Genomic DNA, 24,620 nt, shown 5'->3' with positions numbered 1-24,620 from the left:
GAGTTCACAGGTGATCCGTGTGATACGGAACTTCTTGGCGTTATCAAACGCGTTAAGGCGATGGCTGAAATGTAGTCAGCGACGGCCTGAAGCGAAGGTCTGCTTTGGGGCGAAAGCGGACGGACACGGCGATCAGCGACGGGATGGTGAGCTGAACTGATGCTATGGCTAAAGCAATGCTGCCTGGCGGGCTCTGCTTCCTTTTCGTTGCTCACCTTCAGCACACCGTCGCCGAAAGGCGCTCGGCCACGGTTCAGTGACGCACAATGAAAATTTGTCAGCCGCTATTGGGGCTTAATCCGCCCTGCGCGCGACTCGCGCCACCACCATCACGATCAGTTCCGCAATCAATGGCCGGAACGTGGCGGCGCTGCCGCCCTGCCCCTGCATGATGGTGCGCGTTGTCAGGTGCGAAAAAACAGCGTCAAACAGAATCTGCGACAGGTTGGAAAACGAGGTATCGGGCGCGATGCGGCCCTGGGTACGCTGCTGCTCCAGAAGACGCAGGATCAGGGCGCGTCACACTTGCGGGCCGTGTTCGTGCTTGATTTTTGGCGCGATGGGATAGTGGATGCGGCGGCGGCATGTCGGGTTTGACTTGAAGCATGCGCCGCCGGAACGCCCGAAAAACGCCCAGGGCGAGACGCGACAACAACGCCCTGGGCTACTCTCGGGTGTTACAAAGAGGCCATGTCGATGACGAAACGATAGCGCACATCGCTCTTCACTACACGCTCAAACGCCTCATTGATATCCTGGATGCGGATGATCTCGATGTCGGACACGATATTGTGCTTGCCGCAGAAATCCAGCATTTCCTGGGTTTCCTTGATCGAGCCGATCATGGAGCCGGACAGGCTGCGGCGCGCGCCCACCAGGCCGAAGGCGCTGATCGGCGGCACGGCGCCGTCCGGGATGCCGACGATGACCATGCTGCCATCGACTTTCAGCAGGTTGATGTACTGGTTCCAGTCGATGGAGGCACCCACGGTGCAGATGATCAGGTCAAACGTGCCGGCCAGCTTGCTGAAGGTTTCCGCGTCGTTGGTGGCGTAGTAATGGTCGGCGCCCAGACGCAGCCCGTCTTCGCGCTTCGACAGTGTCTGGCTCAGCACCGTCACTTCGGCGCCCATGGCGTGGGCAATCTTGACGCCCATGTGACCCAGGCCACCCATGCCCAGGATAGCGACTTGCTTGCCAGGGCCGGCTTTCCAGTGGTTCAGCGGCGAATACAGGGTGATGCCGGCGCACAGCAGCGGGGCGGCGGCGTCCAGCGGCAGGTTGTCGGGTATCGACAGCACATAGCCTTCCTTGACGACGATGCTGTCCGAGTAGCCGCCCTGCGTGGCCGTCTTGCCATCCGCCTCCAGGCCGTTGTAGGTCTGGATCAGGCCTGGCATGTATTGTTCCAGGTCCACGTTGCGCGTCTTGCAGGTGGTGCAGGAATCGACGAAGCAGCCCACGCCCACATGGTCGCCCACCTTGAACTTGCTGACGTTGGCGCCAACGGCCGTGACGACGCCGGCGATTTCATGGCCGGGCACCATCGGGAAGGCGGCGCCGCCCCATTCGTCGCGCGCCTGGTGGATGTCGGAATGGCACACGCCACAGTATTTGATCGAGATGGCCACGTCGTCTTCGCGCGGGGCGCGGCGCTCGAACGTAAACGGTTGCAGTGCGGAGGTGGGGCCCAGTGCGGCGTAGCCTTTGGCGATGGTGGTCATGAAAACTCCTGTATCTATAGGTGTGTAACGAGGGGGGGACGCGTGCCGTGCATGCGATTGCACAAGTGTGCCTGAGAAGCCAGCCCGCCGTTACCGCGATCCTGCAAGACCTTTGCACGATCCTCCAAATCTGCGTAAGATCAAGCCCTGCCCTTCCTCGCCTGACGCATACTCGCCCCATGTCCACACAGATCCTCCCGCAAGATGAAATCGCCACCCTGATCAGCCGCCACGCGCCGCGCAATGGCGACTACGCGACGTCCATCGGCAACCTTACCTTCCACCGCCAGTCGTCGGTCACCGAATCGCTGTTCCATGCAGCGCGCCCCAGCGTGGCCATCATCGCGCAAGGGGCGAAGGACGTCACCCTGGGCACGGAAACCTTCCATTACAGCCGCATGCAGTACCTGCTGACCTCCGTAGACTTGCCGGTGCAGGTGCGCGTGGCCGAAGCGAGCGAGCAGCAGCCGCACCTGTGCGTGGTGCTGGGCATCGACATCGCCGACGTGGCGGCGCTGCTCGACAGTGACAGTGACAATGGGGCGCAGCAAAAAATTCTCCCCGCCACGCGCGGCATTTCCGTCAGCGACGTCTCGCCCGAGCTGCTCGACGCCATGCTGCGCCTCGTGCACCTGCTGGACAAACCGGGGGAAATCGCCGCGCTGGCGCCCCTGATCCGCCGCGAGCTGACCTACCGCCTGCTGAACGGTCCTGTCGGCGCGCGCCTGCGCCACATGGCGCTAGCCAGTAGCCAGTCGCACCAGGTGGGGCAAGCCATCGACTGGATCAAGCACCATTACGCGCAGCCGCTGCGCATCGAGCAACTGGCCGGCATGGCGAACATGAGCATGTCGTCGCTGCACCACCACTTCAAGGCGATCACCGCCATGACGCCGATGCAGTACCAGAAGCTGCTGCGCCTGCAGGAAGCGCGGCGCTTGATGCTGGTCGAGCAAATCGACGCGGGCACGGCCGGCTACCGCGTCGGCTACGCCAGCGAATCGCAGTTCAGCCGCGAATACAGCCGCCAGTTCGGCCGCGCGCCCATGCGCGACGTGGGCCAGGTGCGCGCGCACCTCAGCGGTGCCAACGCCGGCGCCGGCACGGCCTATTCCAACTTGCCGTAGCCGCCACCACCCGGCGTCTCGATCACGAACACGTCGCCTGGCTGCATGTCGGTCTTGCCGATATGCGCCAGGCGCTCGACCGTGCCGTCCACCCGCTCCACATAATTGCGCCCCAGCGCGCCCGGCGCACCGCCATCCATGCCGAAAGGAGGATGGATACGGTTGTTCGACAAAATCGCCGCCGTCATGGGTTCCAAAAAGCGCACCCGGCGCACGCCACCATTGCCGCCATGCCAGCGCCCCGCCCCGCCCGAACCTGCGCGGATGCTGTAGCTGTCAAGCCGTACGGGGAAACGCCACTCCAGAATTTCCGGGTCCGTCAGGCGTGAATTGGTCATGTTCGTCTGCACCACGTCCGTGCCGTCGAAGCCGGGGCCGGCGCCCGAGCCGCCCGATATCGTCTCGTAGTACTGGTATTTGGCGCTGCCAAACGTGAAATTGTTCATCGTGCCCTGAGAAGCGGCCATGGCCCCCAGCGCGCCATACAGGGCGTTCGTGATGCAGGTCGAGGTTTCCACATTGCCCGAGACGACAGAGGCCGGATACTGCGGATTGAGCATGGAGCCGGACGGGATGATCACAGTCAAAGGCTTCAGGCAGCCCGCGTTCAGCGGAATGTCGTCATCGACCAGGGTGCGGAACACGTACAGCACGGCCGCCATGCAGACGGCGGACGGCGCGTTGAAATTGTTCGGCAGCTGGCTTGAAGTCCCAGTAAAGTCGATGGTGGCGCTGCGTGCAGCCACGTCGACCTTGATCGCCACCTGGATGCGCGCGCCGTTGTCCAGGTCCAGCGTGTAGCTGCCATCCTTCAGGGTGGTGATGACCGTGCGCACGGCTTCCTCGGCGTTGTCCTGCACGTGGCCCATGTAGGCTTGCACGACGGGCAAGCCGAAATGCGCGACCATATTGTGTAGTTCCTCGGCCCCCTTCTGGTTGGCCGCCACCTGGGCGCGCAGGTCGGCCAGGTTTTGCCGCGGATTGCGGGCGGGCCAGCTGGCACCCGCCAGCAGGGCCAGAGTCTCGTCTTCGCGCATCACGCCAGTGGCGCCGTCGACCAGCTTGAAATTGTCGATCAACACGCCCTCTTGCTCGATGCGCGTGGAGTCGGGCGGCATGGAACCGGGCGTGGTGCCGCCGATGTCCGCATGGTGGCCGCGCGAACCCACGTAGAACAGGATGGCCGTCCCCTCTTCATCGAAGACAGGAGAAATAACCGTCACGTCGGGCAGATGCGTGCCGCCGTGATACGGGTCGTTCAGCATGAAGACGTCGCCCGGCCGCATGGCGCCCGCATTGCGCGTCATGACGGTGCGGATGCTCTCGCCCATGGAACCCAGGTGCACGGGCATGTGTGGCGCATTCGCGATCAACTGGCCTTGCGCATCGAAGATGGCGCAGCTGAAATCGAGCCGCTCCTTGATGTTGACGGAATGGGCCGTATTTTGCAGGCGCAGTCCCATCTGCTCGGCGATCGACATGAACAGATTATTGAAAATTTCCAGCATCACGGGATCGGCATTGGTGCCAATGGCGCGCCGCTCGGGCAAGGCCACGACCCTGCGCAAGATCAAATGGCCATGCGCGGTGACTTCCGCGCGCCAGCCAGGTTCGAGGACGGTGGTGGCGTTGGCGTCGCTGACGATGGCCGGGCCGTCTATCGTATCACCGGGGCGCAGGCTGGCCGCCGCATACAGGTCGCTTGGCCGCCAGGCTCCGGCGCAGTACATGTCCACCGTTTGCACTGGCGCCAGCGCGCCGGCGCGCGCCGCATAGGCCGGCGTGGCCACTTGCGGCGCATCGGACGCGCCGATGGCTTCCACGGAAATGGCTTCGACCATCAAGGCGCGCGCCGGCATCAAAAAGGAAAAACGCTTTTTATACGCCGTTTCGAACTGCGCCTGCATGCCGGCCAGCGAATCGAACAGCACGACGAGGGCCGAATCCGTGCCCTCATAGCGCAGGTGTACGCGCCGCACCAGCGCGATGCGCTCCCCTGCCACTCCCTGGCGCAGCAAATCGCCCCGCGCCAGGTCGTCCAGGGCCGCGAAATCGCCCTCCAGGTCCACGCCCAGTATCGCTTCGATGGCCTGTTCGCGCATGGCGCTCTGGTCGGCCAGACCCATACCGTAGGCCGACATCACGCCCGCCAGGCTGTGGATGAACACCGTGCGCATACCCAGCGCATCGGCCACCAGGCAGGCGTGCTGGCCGCCCGCGCCGCCAAAGCTGGTCAGGGTATATTCGGTAACGTCATGCCCCCGCTGCACGGAAATCTGCTTGATGGCGTTGGCCATATTGCCCACGGCGATGGCGATATAGCCTTCGGCCACCTCTTCCGGGGTGGCGTTCACCGTGCGCGCCAGCGCCGCGAACTGGGCGCGCACCGTGGCCGCGTCCAGCGCTTCATCGGCGTCAGGACCGAAAACGCGGGGAAAGAAGGCGGGCTGCAGCTTGCCCAGCATGACATTGCAGTCGGTGACGGCCAGCGGGCCGCCGCGTCGGTAGCTGGCAGGGCCGGGGTTGGCGCCCGCGCTGTCCGGCCCCACCTTGTAGCGGGCGCCGTCGAAATGCAGGATGGAGCCGCCGCCGGCCGCCACCGTGTGGATGCTCATCATGGGCGCGCGCATGCGCACGCCGGCGATCTGCGTCTCGAATACGCGCTCGAATTCGCCCGCGTAGTGCGACACATCCGTCGAGGTGCCGCCCATGTCGAAGCCGATGACTTTATCGAAACCGGCCAGCGCGCTGGCGCGCACCATGCCGACGATGCCGCCGGCGGGGCCGGACAAGATGCTGTCCTTGCCCTGGAAGGCTCGCGCATCCGTCAAACCGCCGTTCGATTGCATGAATTGCAGGTGCACGCCTGGCAGTTCGGCCGCCAGCTGGTCCACATAGCGACGCAAGATCGGCGACAGATAAGCATCGACCACCGTGGTGTCGCCGCGCGCCACCAGTTTCATCATGGGGCTGACCTCGTGCGACACGGACACCTGCGTAAAACCGGCCGCGCGCGCCAGCTGCGCCACCCGCGCCTCGTGCGCGTGGTAGCGGTAGCCGTGCATCAGCACGATGGCGATGCCGCGCACGCCGCGCGCATGCGCGTGTTCCAGTGCCGCGCGTGCGGCCGCCTCGTCGAGTGCCTCCACCACTTCGCCATGCGCGCCCAGGCGTTCATTGATTTCGATCACATCGCCATACAGCAGTTCCGGCAAGACGATCTGGCGTGCGAACAGCTGCGGGCGGTTCTGGTAGGCGATGCGCAAGGCGTCGCGAAAACCGCGTGTGATGGCCAGCACGGTCGGTTCGCCCTTGCGTTCGAGCAGCGCGTTGGTCGCGACCGTCGTGCCCATCTTGATGGCGCCCACTTGCGCCACGGGCAGCGGCGCTTCGGGCGCAAGCCCCATCAGCCGGCGCATGCCGGCCAGCGCCGCGTCGCGGTACTGGCCCGGGTTTTCCGACAGCAGCTTGCAGGTGGCCAGGCCGCCGTCAGGACGGCGCGCCACGATGTCCGTAAAGGTGCCGCCCCGGTCGATCCAGAATTGCCAGTCCATCGTCCTGCCCCCGTGCCTGTGTGTGATCCTAATGAGATGGCTATTGTAGCCGCCAAACAGGCGCGCGTTTCAGGCGTGCGCGCCTTGCCTTTCACCCGGTTCGGCCTTATGTTGAAGGCATGCTGACTAACGGAACACGCGCCATGCCCCTGATCGACTCTGCAACACCGCTGTACTCCATCGCCGAACTGCGCGCCATCGAACAAGCGGCCATGTGCGACCTGCCGCAAGGGTTGCTGATGCAGCGCGCGGGCCAGGCCGCGGCCAGTGCCGCCCTCAAGCTGCTGCACGCCCAGGAAGATGCCGGCGACGCGGGCCACCGGCGCGCACTGGTGCTGGCCGGCCCAGGCGACAACGGCGGCGATGCGCTGGAAGCGGCCGCGCACCTGGCCGGCAGCGGCACCGAGGTGCTCATATGGCTGGCGCCCGAGGCGCAAGCCACGTCGCCCGAACGCGAACAGGCCCTGAGCCGCGCGCGCAACAGCGCCGCCCGCCTCATGGACGCGACGACCTCCATGGCCTCGGCCGCAGTGGGCGCCGCGCCATGGCACCTGGTCATCGATGGCCTGTTCGGCATCGGCGCGTCGCGCCCGCTGGACGGTGAATGCCGCGAAGTGGCGCAGCTGGTCAACAAGCTGGCCTGCCCCGTGCTGGCGCTCGACGTACCCAGCGGCCTGCATGCGGACACGGGCGCCATCGACGGCGTCGCCATCCGCGCCACGCATACGCTCACCTTCATCGGTGACAAGCCGGGGCTGCACACGGCAAACGGCCGTGACTATGCGGGCGAGGTGGAAGTGGCGGCGCTGGCCATCGATCCATCCCTGCTGCCGCCGGCCAAAGCCCAGCTGGGCGGCCTGCACCTGTTCGCCCGCCAGTTGCAGCCACGGCGCCAGAACACGCACAAGGGCAGCTACGGCAGCGTCGCCATCATCGGCGGCGCGCAAGGCATGGCGGGCGCGCCCATCCTGGCGGCGCGCACGGCCCTGCATGCGGGCGCGGGACGAGTGTTTATCGCCTTTCCCGACGCGCCGCCCGCGTTTGACAGCGGCCAGCCGGAACTGATGTGCCGCCGCGCGCAGGACGTGGATTTCTCGGGCCTGCACTTTGCCGCGCTGGTAGCCGGTCCCGGCCTTGGCGACGACGTCGATACGGTGGAACTGCTGCAGCGGACGTTTGAGAGCGACAGCCCGCTGCTGCTGGACGCGGACGCCCTGAACCTGATGGCGGCCGAGCCGGAACTGCAATCGGCGCTGGCCGTGCGCACGGGCGCGGGCGCGACGATCTTAACGCCCCATCCGCTGGAAGCGGCCCGTTTGCTCGACATGACGGTGGCCGAGGTGCAGGCCGACCGCCTGGGCGCGGCGCGCCAGCTGGCCACGCAGCTGAGCGTCATCGTGGTATTAAAAGGTTCGGGCACGGTGATCGCCGCGCCAGATGGCCAGGTCGTCATCAACAACACGGGCGGCCCCGCGCTGGCGACTGCCGGCACGGGCGACGTGCTGTCCGGCCTGTGCGGCAGCCTGCTGGCGCAGGGCTGGCCGGAATGGGAAGCGGCCATCGGCGCCGTCTGGCTGCATGGCGCGGCGGCCGATGCTCTGGTGGCCTCGGGCGAGGGCCCCATTGGCCTGACGGCAGGCGAATTGATCCCGGCCATCCGCAAGCTGATCAATGCCTTGTCGGCATAGTTAAAACGCTATACCAGCCGCCCTGCCGCAATCGTGATGGTGCGGCCGCAACGGGCCGCGATCGAACTGTCATGCGTGACCAGCACCAGGGTCGAGCCCCGTTCACGGTTCAACTCGAACATCAGCTGGATCACGGCCTCCCCGGTGGCGGCGTCCAGGCTGCCCGTCGGCTCGTCGGCGAACAGCAGCGGCGGCTCCGTCACAAACGCGCGGGCCAGGGCCACGCGCTGCTGCTCGCCGCCGGACAGGTATTTCGGATAGTGTTTCAGGCGGCTACCCAGGTTCACCCTGCCCAGCATGGCTTGCGCCTTCTCTTTCGCGTCCGGGTCGCCCCGTAATTCCAGTGGCAGCATGACATTTTCCAGCGCCGTCAGGTGGGCCAGCAGCTGGAAGGACTGGAACACGAAGCCCAGCTTTTCCTTGCGGAAACCAGCACGGCCGTCTTCGTCAAGGGCGAAGATATCGGTGCCATCGAGGATGACCTTGCCCTCGCTGGGCGTATCCAGGCCGGCCAGCAAACCCAGTAAGGTGGACTTGCCGGAACCGGAGGCGCCGACGATGGCCAGCGTCTCCGCCGTTTGCACGGTAAAATCGACTTGATGCAGGATGGTCAGCTCACCATCGGCATCGGGTACGCGCTTGGCCAGCTGGACCACTTCGATGGCAGGTTGGCCGTTATGACTCTTGCTTGCAGCAGGCCGCTGGGCGGCTGCGTCGGACGGGAGAAAACTGGTGGAAGTCGCTTTAGGGAATTCGGGCATGCTGATCTATCTTAAAAAATTTCGTGAACAAATAAGTGTCAAGGGCAACAGCCGCATGCGGCGGCGCGCGCTGTCCCTGCTTCCTGCGGCAGCCCTGCTGCTGGTATCGAGCATGACGAACGCCTATTCTGCACCAAAAACGCTGCTGGTGCTCGGCGACAGCCTCTCGGCCGAGTATGGCCTGGCGCGCGGCACCGGCTGGGTGGCGCTGCTGGAACAGCGCCTGGCAGCGCAAAAGAACGATACGCGCGTCATCAACGCCAGCATCAGCGGCGAGACCACCAGCGGCGGCCGCGCGCGCCTGCCCGCGCTGCTGGCCAAACAGCAGCCAAATGTGGTGCTGATCGAACTGGGCGCCAACGACGGCTTGCGCGGCTTGCCCTTGGCGGCCACCGAAGCGAATCTGCGCGCCATGGGCGAGGCGGCCAGAAAATCAGGCGCGCAAGTGGTGCTGGTGGGCATGCGCATGCCGCCCAACTATGGCCGCGCCTATGGCGAGCAGTTTTATGGCATATACGGCAAGCTGGCCAGGGAATGGAAGGCGCCGCTGGTGCCCTTCATGTTCGAAGGCATCGCCGACCAGCCACAACTGTTCCAGGCCGACCGCATGCACCCGAATGCAAAGGCGCACCCGACGATTTTGAAAAATATCTGGCCGCAATTGGCGCCGTTGCTGAAAGCCAAGTAAGCCTGCGCCAAGCCAGCACATTCTGCAGACAAAAAAATAGCCGCTCGAGAGCGGCTATTTTTATGCGTGGAAACTAAATCTTACGGTGCTGGCGCTGCGGCGGCTGGGGCGCTGACCGGCTTGACGATCTTCACCTTGGCCTTCGATTTCAGATACTCGACGTAATCGAACATTTCCTGTTGTGCCAGGATGCCGCTGATCTGGTCTTTCTCTTGCTGGCGGCGCGCTGCGTCCACTTGCGCCGGCTGCTGCACCTTGGCGATACGGTAGATACCATAACCCAGGGCTGGCAGGTCCACGCCCACGTAGGCTGGCAGCTTGCTCGTGTCCGCTTTCATGACTTGCGCGATGGCGCCACGGTTGATGCCGTCGAGCTTGCTGCGCGACACCCATTGTGCTGCGCCGAAACCGCTCGCATCACCCGAGGCCTTCAAGGCGGCCAGCTTGGTCTCGCCCGCTTTCTTGGCCAGCTTTTCCGCTTCTTCCAGGGTCACGCGCTGACGGATCATCGCTTCGACTTCGGCCAGCGGACGCTTCGTGGCAGGCTTGAACTCCACCACGCGGCCGGCGATCAGCACGTTCGGCGCGACGGTGACGGCTTCCGTGTTGCGCTTGTCCTTCAAGGAATCGTTCGAGAAGATGGCGGTCAGGAACTTGGCATTGTTGAACGGTGCCTTGCCCAGTGCTGGCGACGGCGTGCGCGACAGGTTGGCGACGGTTTCCACTTTCAGCTTCAGCTTGTCAGCCACCGGTTTCAGGCTGTCCGATTGCTCGTAGACCGTGTTGGTGAACGTTTCGGCCATTTCCGAATATTTCTTGGCAGCAAATTGCTTGCGCAGGTCGGCCGTGATTTCGCCGCGCACTTCATCGAGTGCCTTGACGTGTTGTGGCTTGAGCGAGGTGACGGTCAGGATGTGGTAGCCGAAATCGGAAGCGACGACATCGCTGATTTCGCCTTGCTTGAGCTTGCTTACCGCGCTCAGCAGTGGTGCTGGCAAGCCATCCTTGCCGATCACGCCCAAGTCACCGCCCTGTTCGGCGGAGGCCGGGTCTTCCGACTTGGCTTTCGCCACGGCAGCAAAGCTGGCAGGCGTTTTGCGCACGTCAGCCAGGATCGCTTCAGCCTTGGCCTTGGCGGCTGCCTTGTCGGCGGCCGAGGCGTCTTTCTTGACGGCCACCAGGATGTGGCTGGCCTGGCGCGCTTCTTCCGTCGTGTAGGCTTTCTGGTTCTTCGCGTAGTAGCCGGTCACGTCGGCGTCGCTGACGTCGACTTGCTCGCCGGCAGCGCTGTCGTCCAGCACGACGTATTCGATCTTGGCTTGTTCCGGGATCTCGAAGAACTTGCTGTTCTTGTCATAGAAAGCCTTGATCATGGCGTCCGTCACTTTAACTTCCGGCACGTACTGGGCGATCGGCAACAGCAGTTCCTGTACTTCACGCTCTTCCGAGGTGATGTCCGACAGGCGCTTGGAGACGGTGTTCGGTGCGAAGGCGGTGCCTTGCACGGCGCCGGCCAGTTGCTGCAGGGCCATGTCGCTGCGGCGGCGCGCATCGTACATCTGCGGCGTCATGCCTTGCGCGGCCAGCATGGACTTGTAGCGTTCCAGGTCGAACTTACCGTCTGGCAAGGTCAAGCCTGGAATTTCCAGCACTTCCTTTTGCAGCACGGCATCGCTGATGACCAGGTGGCTACGGCCCACTTCGGCAGCCACGGCGCGCTCGGCGATCAGGTTGTCGAGGATGCTCTGGCGCGCTTCCGGCGTGTCAAACATTTTCTGGTCGAACTGCTCGCCCATCATCTGGCGGTAGCGGTCGATCTGCTGGCGTTGCGCTTCTTCATATTGCTGCTGCGTGACCACCTGATCGCCGACCTTGGCGATGGTGTTCGCGCCGTCGCCGAAGCTTTGGTAGCCGCTGATACCGACCAGTGCAAAAGACGGGACGATGACCAGCATCAAGAGAAACTGCATCAAGCGTCGATGGGTACGAATAAATTCAAACATGGTCAGCCAATTCGGGATGAGTGGATCACTATAAAAAAAGGCGAACATGCGTTCGCCTTGATTTCTGCGGCGGAATGGACGGGACAGATGTCCACTTCCCCTTTAGATTCAACAACTTGGCGCTGGAACTAAAGCAGGATTCTGACGCCCAAGCCATTATCTCCTGATTCTACAATGCCCATAGCGCTATAGCAAGAGTAAATCAGGGCACGCGCCCTGCCCCGGTGCCGCGCGCCGCGCAGCCATGCCGGCAAGGCGCCAGCCTCGGCATTAAACCCGGTGAAGCTTAAAGCGGATTTAAATGGCCCTGCGTTTGATTCAAAACGGCATGCGGGAATTTCAAAATGGAAGCGCCTGGAGATAATCGGACGCATAAAAGAAAAACCCGCGCTACTTATTCAGCAGCGCGGGTTTCTATATTCTGGCGGAGCGGACGGGACTCGAACCCGCGACCCCCGACGTGACAGGCCGGTATTCTAACCAACTGAACTACCACTCCTTAAGAGCGTATTTTTTTGGCGGAGCGGACGGGACTCGAACCCGCGACCTCCGACGTGACAGGCCGGCATTCTAACCAACTGAACTACCACTCCGAAAAATACACAGTACTACTTGCATTTGCATCCAGGGTTGCGATTCGAAGAACTTCAACCCTGAAATCGCGGCACCCGGAGGCGCCGCCAAATGTTTCCGGTGATTGTCACCTCACCGAAGTCCGTTAGTTTACAGCATCCTTCAAAGCTTTACCAGCTTTAAATTTTGGAACTTTTGCAGCTTCGATCGTGATCGCTTCTTTGGTACGCGGATTGCGGCCGGTACGCTCAGCGCGTTCGCTGACCGAGAAAGTGCCAAAACCAACCAGCGTCACGCTGTCGTTGTTTTTCAAAGTTTCCGTCACGCCGCCGATAACAGCGTCGAGTGCGCGCGCAGCGGCGGCTTTGGAAATGTCAGCTTTTTCAGCAATGTGGTCGATCAATTCAGTCTTGTTCACTAGCATCCCCAATTACAAAGGTATAAAACGTTTACCGTATCGTTGCGGCACTTTTGGCACCACAGCTGTCCGGCGAAAAAAATGTGCAGGCGTATTAAACAAGCCACACTGTATATGTGTCAAGCGCTTTGGGGGCGCAATTCACGTTTCAATATAAAACAAGCGCTCTAAAAGCGCTTGTTTGGGGAAAACAGGGGTAAAACGTTAGTGTTTTACTACCTCGCCAGCCGCGTCAGGCTTGGCTGCGGCGGCCGTGACAGCCTCCACGGCAGCGACTTCCACCAACGGTTCAGGCATGCGTTCGAGGGCGATTTCCAGCACTTTGTCGATCCAGCGCACCGGCACGATCTCCAGCTTGTTCTTGACGTTGTCCGGAATTTCGGCCAGGTCTTTCACATTTTGCTCTGGAATCAGGACCGTCTTGATGCCGCCGCGATGGGCTGCCAGCAGCTTTTCTTTCAGGCCGCCAATCGGCAACACTTCGCCGCGCAAGGTGATCTCGCCCGTCATCGCCACGTCGGCACGCACGGGGATGCCCGTGAAGACCGATACCATGGCCACCGTCATGGCCGCGCCAGCCGAAGGACCGTCCTTCGGTGTCGCGCCTTCCGGCACGTGGATGTGGATGTCGCTCTTCTCGAACACGTCCGCCTTGATGCCCAGGCGCTGCGCCCGGCTGCGCACCACCGTGCGGGCTGCCTCGATCGACTCTTTCATGACGTCGCCCAGGGTACCCGTGCGGATGATGCCGCCCTTGCCCGGCATCGACACGGCTTCGATGGTCAGCAGATCGCCGCCCACTTCCGTCCATGCCAGACCGACCACCTGGCCCACCTGGTTTTCTTTCTCTGCGACACCGAAATCATAGCGGCGCACACCGAGGAATTTATCCAGGTTCTTCGAGTTGACGATGACTTTCTTGTCGGATTTCTTCAGCAGCAGCATCTTGACCACCTTGCGGCAGATCTTCGACACTTCACGCTCGAGCGAACGCACACCGGCTTCCCGCGTGTAGTAGCGGATGATGTCGCGCAAGGCCGACTCGGCCACCGAGATTTCGTCTTCCTTCAAGCCATTGTTCTTGATCTGCTTCGGCAGCAAATAACGCTGCGCGATGCTGGTCTTTTCATCTTCCGTGTAACCGGACAGACGGATCACTTCCATGCGGTCAAGCAAGGCTGGCGGAATGTTGTACGAGTTCGACGTGGCCACGAACATCACGTCGGACAAGTCGAAATCGACTTCGATGTAATGGTCGGAGAACGTGTGGTTCTGCTCCGGATCCAGCACTTCCAGCAGGGCCGACGACGGATCGCCACGGAAATCGGCGCCCATCTTGTCGACTTCATCGAGCAGGAACAGCGGATTGCGCACGCCGACTTTCGCCAGCGATTGCAAGATCTTGCCAGGCATCGAGCCGATGTAGGTACGGCGGTGGCCGCGGATCTCGGCTTCGTCACGCACGCCGCCCAGGGCCATGCGCACGAACTTGCGGTTCGTTGCGCGGGCGATGGACTGGCCCAGCGAAGTCTTGCCCACGCCCGGAGGACCGACGAAGCACAGGATAGGCGCTTTGAGCTTGTCGACGCGCTGTTGCACTGCGAGGTATTCCAGGATGCGTTCCTTGACCTTGTCGAGGCCGTAGTGGTCGCCCTCGAGCACTTTTTCCGCATTCGTCAGGTCATTATTGACCTTGGATTTCTTTTTCCAAGGCAAGTTGACCAGGGTGTCGATGTAATTGCGCACGACGGTGGCTTCGGCCGACATCGGCGACATCAGCTTGAGCTTTTTCAACTCGTTGGTGGCCTTGTCGAGCGCTTCCTTCGGCATCTTGGCCGAAGCGACTTTTTTCTCCAGCTCGTCGAGGTCGGCACCATCTTCGCCCTCGCCCAGTTCTTTCTGGATCGCCTTGACTTGCTCGTTCAGGTAATACTCGCGCTGCGACTTTTCCATCTGCCGCTTGACGCGACCACGGATGCGCTTTTCCACTTGCAGGATGTCGAGCTCGCCTTCGAGCTGGCCCAGCAGGTGTTCGAGGCGCTTGGCCACGCTGAAAATTTCCAGGATGACTTGTTTTTGCTCAAGTTTCAGGGGCAGATGCGCAGCCACCGTGTCGGCCAGGCGGCCGGCATCGTCGATGCCCGACAGGGACGCGAGGATTTCCGGTGGAATCTTTTTGTTCAGTTTGACGTACTGGTCGAACTGCTGCACGATCGCGCGGCGCATGGCTTCGACTTCCGACTCGTCGCCCGGCTCGGACTCGAGCGGCGTCAGGTCGGCGATGAAGTGCGTCGGCGAATCGCTGATGTGGTTGATACGGGCACGCTGCGCGCCTTCGACCAGCACCTTGACGGTGCCATCGGGCAGCTTCAGCATTTGCAGAATATTGGCGACACAGCCAATTTCATAAATATCCGAAGGGGACGGCTCGTCCTTCGCGGCTGCTTTTTGAGCGGCAAGCATGATGCTCTTGCCCTGCTCCATCGCAGCTTCCAGCGCCTTGATCGACTTTGGACGGCCAACGAACAGCGGTATCACCATATGCGGGAAAACGACGACATCCCGCAGCGGCAATAACGGCAGTTGAGTTTGCTCAGTTAATTTGGAAGTTGTCATGGCGTACCTTATAGAAAGCGTGTTTACGATGTTGGCGCTCGCTGCCAAAACACAAGACCGGCGAGAATAAATAATTCTGTGAAACAAACATAGAGTCTATTTCGCAAAACACACCCGCATGACTGTAACAAATGCAGTTTTAACAGTAAAAAAGCCACGCGCAGCTAAGCGCCGCGAGTGGCTTTACGATTGAAGCCTGCACTCATTGATTTAAATTGTACTGCCATGCATTAAGGAATCAAAACCCTTTTTATGCATTTGTCTCGGCAGTTTTCAATTTTCTCCGGAGGCCTTGGCAGTCTCTTGATAAATCAACAAAGGTTTGGCACCACTGGTGATGGTATTTTCGTCGATGACGACTTTCACCACATTTTGTTCGCTCGGCAGTTCGTACATGACGTCCAGCAAAGCATGTTCCAGGATGGAACGCAGGCCACGGGCGCCGGTCTTGCGCGCCAGCGCCTTCTTGGCGATCGCATGCAGGGCGGCCGGACGAATCTCCAGTTCCGCGCCTTCCATCTCGAGCAGCTTCGAATACTGCTTGATCAGCGCATTCTTCGGCTCGACGAGGATCTGGATCAACGCCTCTTCCGTCAATTCCGCCAAGGTGGCGATGACGGGCAGACGGCCCACCAGTTCCGGGATCAGGCCGAACTTGACCAGATCTTCCGGTTCCGCTTGCAGCATCAGTTCGCTGGCCGAGCTTTGCGACTTGCTGCGCACCGTGGCCGAGAAGCCGATGCCGCTCTTTTCGGAACGGTTGGCGATCACTTTCGACAGGCCGTCAAAGGCGCCGCCGCAGATGAACATGATGTTGGTCGTGTCGATCTGCACGAAATCCTGGTTCGGATGTTTGCGACCGCCTTGTGGCGGCACGGAAGCCATCGTGCCTTCGATGAGTTTCAGCAAGGCTTGCTGCACGCCCTCGCCCGACACGTCGCGCGTGATGGACGGATTGTCGGACTTGCGCGAAATCTTGTCGATTTCATCGATGTAGACGATGCCGCGCTGGGCTTTCTCGACGTCATAGTTGCAGCTTTGCAGCAGCTTCTGGATGATGTTTTCCACGTCCTCACCCACGTAACCGGCTTCGGTCAGGGTGGTGGCGTCGGCGATCACGAACGGCACGTTGAGCATGCGCGCCAGGGTCTGTGCCAGCAGGGTCTTGCCCGAGCCGGTAGGACCGACCAGCAAGATGTTGCTCTTGGCCAGTTCGATGTCGTCTTTCTTGCCCAGGTGCTTGAGGCGCTTGTAATGGTTGTACACCGCCACCGACAGGATGCGCTTGGCAGTCTGCTGGCCGATCACGTACTGATCGAGCAAGGCAGCAATTTCTTGCGGCGTCGGCAGGTCGGATTTGGTACCGGTCACCGTCTCGATGCTCGACGTTTCATCACGGATGATGTCGTTGCACAGGTCGATGCACTCGTCGCAAATAAACACGGACGGGCCGGCGATGAGTTTCTTCACCTCGTGCTGGCTTTTGCCGCAGAACGAGCAATACAGTAATTTTTCGCCGCTAGAGGATTTTTTGTCTGACATAAGGCATTTTGGTTGGAACTGCATTAACAATATTGCAAAATCGCAAGCCGGAGTGCGGTAGTTGCCCGAAAGACAGCCACCCATGGCGCAAGTCAACAACCTGCACAAGCTCCATGCTACCCGAAATAAAAGCGAAACGCCCGAACGTTTGATCGCCCGGGCGTTTACTTACGAACGTGGAGCCTATCCCGGTAGATGAATACATCCGTATCAGGCAGCCCCTCAGAAGCGGGGACGGCGTTGCTCGTCGTAGCATGGATTACCATGCGTCCTCCTCGCGCCTTGTCCGCACTCCCGAAGAGCGACCTGCTACAGACGCTCCCTACCAAGATAGGCTCCTGCAATACCGGTAGGGGCTCATCAAGCGCGGCTGGTCAACACTTTGTCGATCAAACCATACTCAACGGCCTCGTCGGCGGACATGAAACGGTCGCGGTCGGTATCCTTGGCGATCTGTTCGATCGACTGGCCCGTGCGCTCGGCCATGATGCCGTTCAAGCGGGTACGCAGGTAAAGGATTTCCCTTGCCTGGATCTCGATGTCGGACGCCATGCCTTGCGAACCACCGGACGGCTGGTGAATCATGATGCGCGAGTTCGGCAGCGAGAAACGCTTGCCCTTGGCGCCAGCTGCCAGCAGGAAAGCGCCCATCGAGGCAGCCATGCCCGTGCACAGGGTCGAGACGTCCGGCTTGATGAACTGCATGGTGTCGTAGATGGCCATGCCGGCCGAGACCGAACCACCTGGCGAGTTGATGTAGAGCGAGATTTCCTTTTCCGGATTTTCGCTTTCCAGGAACAGCAGCTGGGCGACAACCAGGTTGGCCATCTGGTCATTGACCGGGCCGACCATGAAAATCAAGCGTTCCTTCAGCAGGCGCGAGTAAATATCATACGAGCGCTCGCCGCGACCGCTTTGTTCCACCACCATCGGCACCAGGCCGAGCATCTCTGTGTCCAGCGCTGGATTACGGTTCATACCTGTCATTTCATTTCCTTGTGAAGCAGTTGGGACGCCGCCCTCGCCTCGCGGCTGGCGCGGCATCCGAATACCAACTGGTTTACGCTTGTGCGTTGCTTCCCATCAGTTCGTCGAAAGCAACTGCTTTCGTCGTGACTTTCGACAGGCCCAACACGTAAGTGACGACGTTTTCTTCCAATACAAGGGCTTCGATCTCACCCAGACGACGACGGTCGCTGTAGTAGTACTTCAGCACTTCGCGTGGATCTTCGTAGCTTTGAGCGAAATCTTCGATTTGCGCCTTGACTTGCTCAGGCGTTGCCTGCAGGTTGTTGTCGCCCACCAGTTGCGACAGGATCAGGCCCAGGCGTACGCGACGCTCGGCTTTTTCTGCGAACAGTTCTGCTGGGAAAGGCACGTCCTTGACGTTCATGCCGCGCTGCGCCATGTCCTGGCGGGTCATTTCGGCCAGGCGCTCGGAATCCTGAGCGATCAGCGTTTTTGGCACTTCCAGCTCAGCAACTTTGATCAGCGCGTCCATGACGGCTTCCTTGTTGCGTGCTTTCACGCGGCCAGCGACTTCGCGTTGCAGGTTAACTTTGATGTCTTCGCGCATTTTGGCCAGGTCGCCATCGGCAACGCCCAAGGACTTTGCGAATTCAGCATCGACTTCCGGCAGGTGCGCCCATTCCAGCTTTTGCAGGGTGATGGTGAACGAAGCGGTTTTGCCGGCGACGTCCTTGCCATGGTAGTCCTCTGGGAACGACAATGGGAAAGTCTTAGCTTCGCCCACTTTCAGGCCCAGGGTCGCTGCTTCGAATTCTGGCAGCATGCGGCCTTCGCCCAGCACGAAAGCGTAGCCTTCAGCTTTGCCGCCTGGGAATTCAACGCCGTCGATAGCACCGACGAAGTCGACCGTCACGCGGTCGCCGTTGGCAGCGATCGACTCACCGCCGTCGCCGTGTTCGCCAGCTTCGCCCTTGGTGTGGAAGTGCACGCGCTGCTTGCGCAGGATGTCGATGGTCTTGTCGATTTCGGCTTCCGACACGTCGGCTTGCACGGTTTCGATTTCAACAGCCGTCAGGTCGCCGATGGCCACTTCCGGATACACTTCGAAGGTCGCGTCGAAAGCCAGCTGGCCTTCGGCTGCTTCTTCTTTCGGCACGATGTTCGGGAAACCGGCCACGCGCAGATTGTTTTCGTTGGCGGCGTCGTTGAACGCGCGGCCGACTTTGTCGTTCAGCACTTCCGATTCAATTTGGTAGCCGTATTGTGCTGCGACCATTTTCAACGGCACTTTGCCCGGACGGAAGCCCGGTGCCTTAGCCGTACGGGCTTGCACTTTCAGGCGCTTCTCAACTTCCGTGCGGACGTCCGTCAGCGGGAAGGAGATCGTGATACGACGTTCGAGTTTGCCCAAGGTTTCGACTGCAGTTGCCATGTAAAAAATCGTCCAAAAAATAAACACTGTTGGTGCGAGAAAAGAAGACCCGACCCCTTGCGCCATCACTGGCGGCAAGACATGGGTCCAGCTTCACTCGCTCGCATATTCATCTGTAAAAGCACTGGAAAACAGGACGATGGACCTGGTCTACCCGGCTGAGGGAAAACCCGCACCAGGCACCAAACAATCCGCCGCTTCCAGTACTGCGACAGGGCTCCGAGCGTCCAGCCTTGCTTCCAAGTAAATGCAAGGCCGGCCATCATTCGGTAAAGCGTGGCATTATAACAAAGGACTTCGGGAAAGTGGCTGGCTTTGCAGCCCGGCCACAGAGGATGCCAGCGGCGGCGAACGAATCGCTACAGCCTGGGTTGCCCTGTCTTTACTCTTGCCCCGGCATTCTTTATTTCGCCAGAGACAGGCTTTCCAGCCTGCTTCGTTCATTAGTATATGCGAACTGTCGCTCCGTCCGAAACAAAGAAATGCGCTCACAGCGAAGATTTCAGCCAAAAAACCTTTGATTTACCTCAATTTGGCCATTTTCCAGGCAAATCTCCGTCCGTGCCCTGCCCTGCCGCACGATCTCAGGCAAAAAAATGGCACAAACAAAGGCATGCCGAATGACGGAAAGACAGGAATGGCAACAGAAAAACAGGAAAGACGTTTGCAACGAGGCTGAAGAACAACTTGATGGTGCTGCACCTCCGGGCTGGAACAACCCGGATTGGTGCGGATGGGGAGACTCGAACTCCCAAGCCGAAGCACTGGCTTCTAAGACCAGCGTGTCTACCAATTCCACCACATCCGCATTTTGTACTACTTGTCGCAGGCTACACACCTGCCGCTCCTGATTTTAACAACTCGGGAACGATCTGGCTACCATGGACTGCTAGAGCAAGCCCTCGGTAAAGCAAAGGCGGCATTCTACTGGATTTCCCAGAGGAATGCCGCCTTTTTTATGACTGCACCTTGGCGACGGCTCCTAGCCTTCTTTTGCGGTCACCGGCGCCGGCTTCTTGACCCGGAACCAGGCCGCATACAGGGCCGGCAGGAACAGTAAAGTCAACGCCGTCGCCAGGATCAGGCCGCCCATGATGGCCACGGCCATCGGGCCCCAGAAGACGGAGCGCGACAGGGGAATCATGGCCAGCGCTGCCGCGGCGGCCGTCAGCACGATGGGGCGGCAGCGGCGCACGGCCGAGTCGATGATGGCATCCCATGGGGCTGAGCCATCCTTGATGTCTTGCTCGATCTGGTCGACGAGGATCACCGAGTTGCGGATGATCATGCCGAACAGCGCGATGACGCCCAGGTTGGCCACGAAGCCCAGCGGACGGTGCAGCAGCAGCAAGGCAAATGCAGCGCCCGCCACGCCCAGCGGGCCCGTCAGGAACACCAGCAGGGAACGCGAGAAACTGTGCAGTTGCAACATCAGCAAGGTGAAGATGATGAAGATGGCCAGCGGCAAGTTGGTCGCGATCGACGCTTCCGCCTCGCCGCTGTCGGCCGCCACGCCCTTCACGGTGATGCGGTAACCGTCCGGCATCTTGGCCCGCAAGGCGTCGAGCTGCGGCGCCAGCTGCGTTGACACGGTGGCTCCCTGGATGCCGTCGACCACGTCCGATTGCACGGTAATGGCCCATTCGCGCTTGTCGCGCCAGACTACGCCCGGTTCCCACACGAAATGCGCACGGGCCAGCTGCGAGATGGGTACGGACTTGCCCGTTGCCGTCGGAATATTCGTGTCATTCAGCACGGAAATCGTCGCCCGTTCTTCCAGCGGCTGGCGCACCTGGATATCGATCAGCTTGTTGTCTTCGCGGAACTGGCCGATGACCGTACCCGACAGTATCGTATTGGCCGCCTGCATCACCGTCTTCGAGGTGACGCCCAGCGCGCGCATCTTGTCCTGGTCCAGGTCCAGGCGCAGTACTTTCACCGATTCATTCCAGTTGTCATTGACGCCCAGGGTGTTCGGGTTGGCGCGCATGATGTCCTTGACCTGGTCGGCGATGGCGCGCACGCCCGCCACTTCCGGTCCCGTAACACGGAATTGCACGGGATACGGCACGGGCGGCCCGTTCGGCAACAGTTTTACCCTGCCCCGCACTTCCGGGAAATCCTTCTTGAAGACATCGACGATTTGCTGGCGCAAGCGTTCGCGGTCCGCCAGGCTCTTCGGCAAGACCACCACTTGCGACACATTGGTCTGCGGGAAGATCTGGTCCAGCGGCAGGTAGAAACGGGGGCTGCCCGTGCCCACGTAGCTGGTCACGCTGTCCACGCCGTCGAGCTTGCTGACGAAGGCCTCGAATTTCTTCACCTGCTTTTCATTCGCGGCAAAGGTCGTGCCTTCGGGCGACCACAGTTCCACCATCAGTTCCGGACGGCTGGAATCGGGGAAGAATTGCTTTTCGATAAAATTAAAGCCGTAAATGCCCAGCGCAAAGATGGCCAGGGTGGCGGCGATCGTCGTCTTGCGCCACTCCACGCACCAGGTGACGGCGCGGCGGAAGCGGCGGAAGTTCGGCGTGTCGAACAATTCATGGTCGTTGTGCGCGTGCGGCTTGACCTTCAACAAGACATAGCCGATGTAGGGGGTGAAGACGACGGCCACCACCCACGAGATGATCAGGGCCAGCGCATTCACGGAGAACAAGGAGAATGTGTATTCGCCGGCGGCCGACTTGGCCAGGCCGATGGGCAAGAAGCCCGCCACCGTGATCAGGGTGCCCGTCAGCATGGGCATGGCCGTCGACGTGTAGGCAAACGTGGCGGCGTCGAAACGCGACATGCCCTCTTCCATCTTGCGCACCATCATCTCGACGGCAATGATGGCATCATCGACCAGCAAGCCCAGCGCGATGATCAGGGCGCCCAGCGAGATCTTGTGCAAGTCGATGTCGAGCAGGCGCATGAACAGGAAGGTGACGGCCAGCACCAGCGGGATGGTCAGCGCCACCACCAGGCCCGGCCGCACGTCGATGCGCAGCGGTTTCGTATGCAAGCCCAGCGCCACAAAGCTGACGGCCAGCACGATCAAAATGGCTTCGACCAGGGTATGCACGAATTCACCCACGGAAGCGGACACGGCTTCCGGCTGGTTCGACACGCGCTGCAACTCTATGCCGACCGGCAATTCGCGCTTCATGCGCGTAACCGTCGCTTGCAATGCCTTGCCCTTGTCGATGATGTTGCCGCCCTTCTCCATCGACACACCCAGGCCGATCACTTCCTTGCCATTGAAACGCATCTTGTCCTTCGGCGGATCGATAAATTCGCGTTTCACGGTGGCAAAGTCGCCGAGGCGGAAGGTGGTGCCGTTGGCGCGCAGCTCCAGGTTTTCCAGGTCCTTGACGGTCACCATGGCGCCCGTCACGCGCACTTGCAGATTGTCCGTCGGCGTCACCAGCACGCCCGTGGCGTTGATGCTGTTTTGCTCGGACAATTGCTGCACGATGGCGTCAAAAGGAATGCCCAATTGGGCGAATTTCTTGTGCGAAAAGATGATATTGATCTTTTCGTCTTGCACGCCAAACAGCTCCACCTTCGATACTTGCCCCACGGCCAGCAGTTCCTGGCGCACCTTGTCTGCGTAATCCTTCATTTCCGCATAGGTAAAACCGTCGCCGGACAGGGCGAAGATGGAGCCATAGGTGTCGCCGAACTCGTCATTGAAGAACGGGCCCACCACGCCGGCCGGCAAGGTGCCCTTGATGTCGCCGATTTTCTTGCGCACCTGGTACCAGGCGGCAGCCGTTTCCTTGGGCGGCGCCGATTCGCGCAGCTCCAGCAAGATCAATGTTTCACCGGGCTTCGAATAACTGGTGATTTCATTGATGTAGGGCGTTTCCTGCAGCTTCTTTTCCAGCTTGTCCGTCACCTGCTCAGCCATCTGCAGCGCCGTGGCGCCCGGCCAGTACGCTTGCAAGACCATGGCGCGGAAAGTAAACGGGGGATCTTCATCCTGGCCCAGGCTGGCATAGCTGAGCATGCCGCCGATCAGCAGCACGGCCATCAGGTAGCGCGTCAGCGGGATGTGTTCGAGGGCCCAGCGCGACAGATTGAAACCGCCCTTCATTTGGCCGCACCCACGCTGATTGCGGCAGCGGCGACATCAGCCTTGCTGGCCAGTTCGGCGCCAAGGATGGACACTTTCTGGCCAGGCTTGAGCAGGTTGACGCCGGCCGTGACCACCGTCTGCCCCGCTTTCACGCCCGAGGTCAGCAGCAACTCATTGCCCGCCACGCCGCCCACCGTCACCGGCACCAGCTTCACGGCGCCGTTTTCCACCACCCACACGGAGCTTTGCGACTTTTCATTGAACAGGGCCGTCAGCGGCACCTTGATCTGCGGCGTGGCCGTCTGCGAGGCAAACTGCACCACGGCCGTCATGCCCAGGCGCGCTTGCGGCGCGTCCGGGATGCTGACCTTGGCCAGGTAGGTGCGCGTGGCGGCATCGGCCACGGGCGACACTTCGCGTATCTTGCCCGGCAAGCCCTGCTTCGGGTCGGCCCACAGGCGCACCACCACATCCTTGACGCCGCGCAAGGTTTCCACCTTATCTTCGGGAATGCCGATCACGACTTCCTTCTCGCCGCTCCTGGCCACTTGCACCACGGGCGTGCCAGGCGCGACCACCTGTCCCACTTCGGCCTCGATGCGCGTGACGACGCCATCGACGTCGGCCAGCAAGCTGGCATAAGCGGACTGGTTCGCCTGGCCCCGGTACAGGGCCTGGGCCGCTTCCACATTCGCCTGCGCCGCCTTGTACGTGGCATCCTTGCCATCGAGCACAGCCTGGCTGACAAAATTTTTCTCGCGCAAATCCTGATAACGCTTCAGTTCGGCGCGCGCCAGGTCGCGGTTCGTTTCCGCGCTGACCAGCGAGGCCTTGGCCTGCGCCTGCGACAGCTGCAAGTCGGCCGGATCGAGCTGCATCAGCACTTGCCCTTTCTTCACGCTGGCGCCCACATCGACCTTGCGCGCGACGATCTTGCCGCCCACGCGGAAACCCAGCTGCGACACCACGCGGGGCACGACCTCGCCCGCCAGTTCGGCACTCACGTCAACATTACTGCTAGACAACACCATCGCGCGCACGGGGCGCACGTCTTCCACTTTGACGGCAGGCTTGGAACAGGCCGCCAGGGTCAGCGCCAGGGCGGCGGCGGCGATCAGCCGCAGGGCAGGAAGTGCAGATGCGCCGGTCTCGCGGCGCAGGGTTTTCAGGGCAAACAAGGTATTTTCCTTTACTATGCGGGCTGTAATATTTTTATGCGGAGAAACTTTTTGCTTGCCGATCGGGATAAGCCAAATTTTTTCGCACGCGATATCCTTAAATTTGTGACAATATCAGCTTGGTCATGGCGGAGAGTGTTTTTCGCCTAATGACTTTCTGGTTATTAATTATAATCGTGCGTAAAAGTTTTTAGTGACTTTTGCGTCATTAATCTTGAGACATACAACGTTCGGCAATCCTCCTGCACTGGCAGGGTGCCGGACAAAACTGCAAGACTAAAGAA

General features: G+C 60.9%; 15 protein-coding genes and 3 tRNA genes. 4 read left to right on the top strand and 14 right to left on the bottom strand.

Going from position 1 to position 24,620, the window contains the following annotated elements:
• Positions 1-677 precede the first annotated feature (677 nt).
• Positions 678-1,724 carry an NAD(P)-dependent alcohol dehydrogenase gene (locus ACQ4W0_RS18425; RefSeq protein ID WP_102121980.1) on the bottom strand — a complete coding sequence of 349 codons (1,047 nt, stop codon included), beginning with the start codon at positions 1,722-1,724 and terminating at the stop codon, positions 678-680.
• A gap of 179 nt (positions 1,725-1,903) precedes the next feature.
• Between ACQ4W0_RS18425 and ACQ4W0_RS18420 the strand changes: the two genes are divergently transcribed.
• Entirely contained in the window at positions 1,904-2,851 is a 948-nt protein-coding gene (locus ACQ4W0_RS18420) for an AraC family transcriptional regulator (RefSeq protein WP_436578045.1), read from the top strand.
• Here ACQ4W0_RS18420 and ACQ4W0_RS18415 read toward each other — a convergent pair.
• Complete coding sequence (locus tag ACQ4W0_RS18415; protein WP_436578044.1) at positions 2,833-6,405, bottom strand: hydantoinase B/oxoprolinase family protein; 3,573 nt, start codon at positions 6,403-6,405, stop codon at positions 2,833-2,835. The two genes, ACQ4W0_RS18420 and ACQ4W0_RS18415, sit on opposite strands and share 19 nt — an antisense overlap.
• A gap of 143 nt (positions 6,406-6,548) precedes the next feature.
• Here ACQ4W0_RS18415 and ACQ4W0_RS18410 point away from each other — a divergent pair, with 143 nt between their 5' ends.
• Positions 6,549-8,093: an NAD(P)H-hydrate dehydratase gene (locus ACQ4W0_RS18410; RefSeq protein WP_436578043.1), complete on the top strand. Its 1,545-nt coding sequence runs from the start codon at positions 6,549-6,551 to the stop codon at positions 8,091-8,093.
• Positions 8,094-8,101: 8 nt separating this feature from the next.
• On the opposite strand, the gene ACQ4W0_RS18405 is transcribed toward ACQ4W0_RS18410, so the two are convergent.
• A complete protein-coding gene (locus ACQ4W0_RS18405; protein ID WP_070301963.1) occupies positions 8,102-8,749 on the bottom strand; it encodes an ABC transporter ATP-binding protein in 648 nt (215 codons plus the stop codon).
• 103 nt (positions 8,750-8,852) lie between these two features.
• Between ACQ4W0_RS18405 and ACQ4W0_RS18400 the strand changes: the two genes are divergently transcribed.
• Positions 8,853-9,542, top strand: coding sequence for an arylesterase (locus tag ACQ4W0_RS18400; protein ID WP_436578042.1), 690 nt, complete (start codon positions 8,853-8,855; stop codon positions 9,540-9,542).
• An 80-nt stretch (positions 9,543-9,622) separates the two neighbouring features.
• On the opposite strand, the gene ACQ4W0_RS18395 is transcribed toward ACQ4W0_RS18400, so the two are convergent.
• From ACQ4W0_RS18395 to tig, 8 genes are all read right to left on the bottom strand, one after another.
• Positions 9,623-11,545 carry a SurA N-terminal domain-containing protein gene (locus ACQ4W0_RS18395; protein ID WP_436578041.1) on the bottom strand — a complete coding sequence of 641 codons (1,923 nt, stop codon included), beginning with the start codon at positions 11,543-11,545 and terminating at the stop codon, positions 9,623-9,625.
• A gap of 422 nt (positions 11,546-11,967) precedes the next feature.
• Positions 11,968-12,044, bottom strand: a tRNA-Asp gene (locus ACQ4W0_RS18390).
• Positions 12,045-12,061: 17 nt separating this feature from the next.
• Positions 12,062-12,138 (bottom strand) — tRNA-Asp (locus ACQ4W0_RS18385).
• A 125-nt stretch (positions 12,139-12,263) separates the two neighbouring features.
• On the bottom strand, positions 12,264-12,536 hold the full coding sequence (locus ACQ4W0_RS18380) for an HU family DNA-binding protein (protein WP_010398442.1): 273 nt from the start codon (positions 12,534-12,536) through the stop codon (positions 12,264-12,266).
• 204 nt (positions 12,537-12,740) lie between these two features.
• Entirely contained in the window at positions 12,741-15,152 is a 2,412-nt protein-coding gene (gene lon, locus ACQ4W0_RS18375; RefSeq protein ID WP_436578040.1) for an endopeptidase La, read from the bottom strand.
• Positions 15,153-15,425: 273 nt separating this feature from the next.
• Positions 15,426-16,694: an ATP-dependent Clp protease ATP-binding subunit ClpX gene (gene clpX / locus ACQ4W0_RS18370; protein ID WP_010398446.1), complete on the bottom strand. Its 1,269-nt coding sequence runs from the start codon at positions 16,692-16,694 to the stop codon at positions 15,426-15,428.
• A gap of 360 nt (positions 16,695-17,054) precedes the next feature.
• Positions 17,055-17,672: an ATP-dependent Clp endopeptidase proteolytic subunit ClpP gene (gene clpP, locus ACQ4W0_RS18365; RefSeq protein WP_373629889.1), complete on the bottom strand. Its 618-nt coding sequence runs from the start codon at positions 17,670-17,672 to the stop codon at positions 17,055-17,057.
• Positions 17,673-17,754: 82 nt separating this feature from the next.
• Positions 17,755-19,095, bottom strand: coding sequence for a trigger factor (tig, locus tag ACQ4W0_RS18360; RefSeq protein WP_436578039.1), 1,341 nt, complete (start codon positions 19,093-19,095; stop codon positions 17,755-17,757).
• A gap of 247 nt (positions 19,096-19,342) precedes the next feature.
• Between tig and ACQ4W0_RS18355 the strand changes: the two genes are divergently transcribed.
• Positions 19,343-19,774 (top strand): hypothetical protein, encoded by a 432-nt coding sequence (locus ACQ4W0_RS18355; protein ID WP_436578038.1) that lies wholly within the window; start codon positions 19,343-19,345, stop codon positions 19,772-19,774.
• 46 nt (positions 19,775-19,820) lie between these two features.
• Here ACQ4W0_RS18355 and ACQ4W0_RS18350 read toward each other — a convergent pair.
• The 3 genes from ACQ4W0_RS18350 to ACQ4W0_RS18340 form a co-directional block, all read right to left on the bottom strand.
• Positions 19,821-19,903 (bottom strand) — tRNA-Leu (locus ACQ4W0_RS18350).
• A 174-nt stretch (positions 19,904-20,077) separates the two neighbouring features.
• Complete coding sequence (locus tag ACQ4W0_RS18345) at positions 20,078-23,176, bottom strand: efflux RND transporter permease subunit (RefSeq protein WP_436578037.1); 3,099 nt, start codon at positions 23,174-23,176, stop codon at positions 20,078-20,080.
• Complete coding sequence (locus ACQ4W0_RS18340; protein ID WP_436578036.1) at positions 23,173-24,336, bottom strand: efflux RND transporter periplasmic adaptor subunit; 1,164 nt, start codon at positions 24,334-24,336, stop codon at positions 23,173-23,175. Before ACQ4W0_RS18340 ends, ACQ4W0_RS18345 begins: the two co-directional genes overlap by 4 nt.
• Positions 24,337-24,620 lie beyond the last annotated feature (284 nt).

The sequence above is a fragment of the Janthinobacterium breve genome (assembly GCF_051380895.1).
Classification (GTDB): Bacteria; Pseudomonadota; Gammaproteobacteria; order Burkholderiales; family Burkholderiaceae_D; genus Janthinobacterium.
The sequence above is the reverse complement of the archived record's forward strand: the minus strand, read 5'-3'. Positions and strand labels throughout refer to the sequence as shown.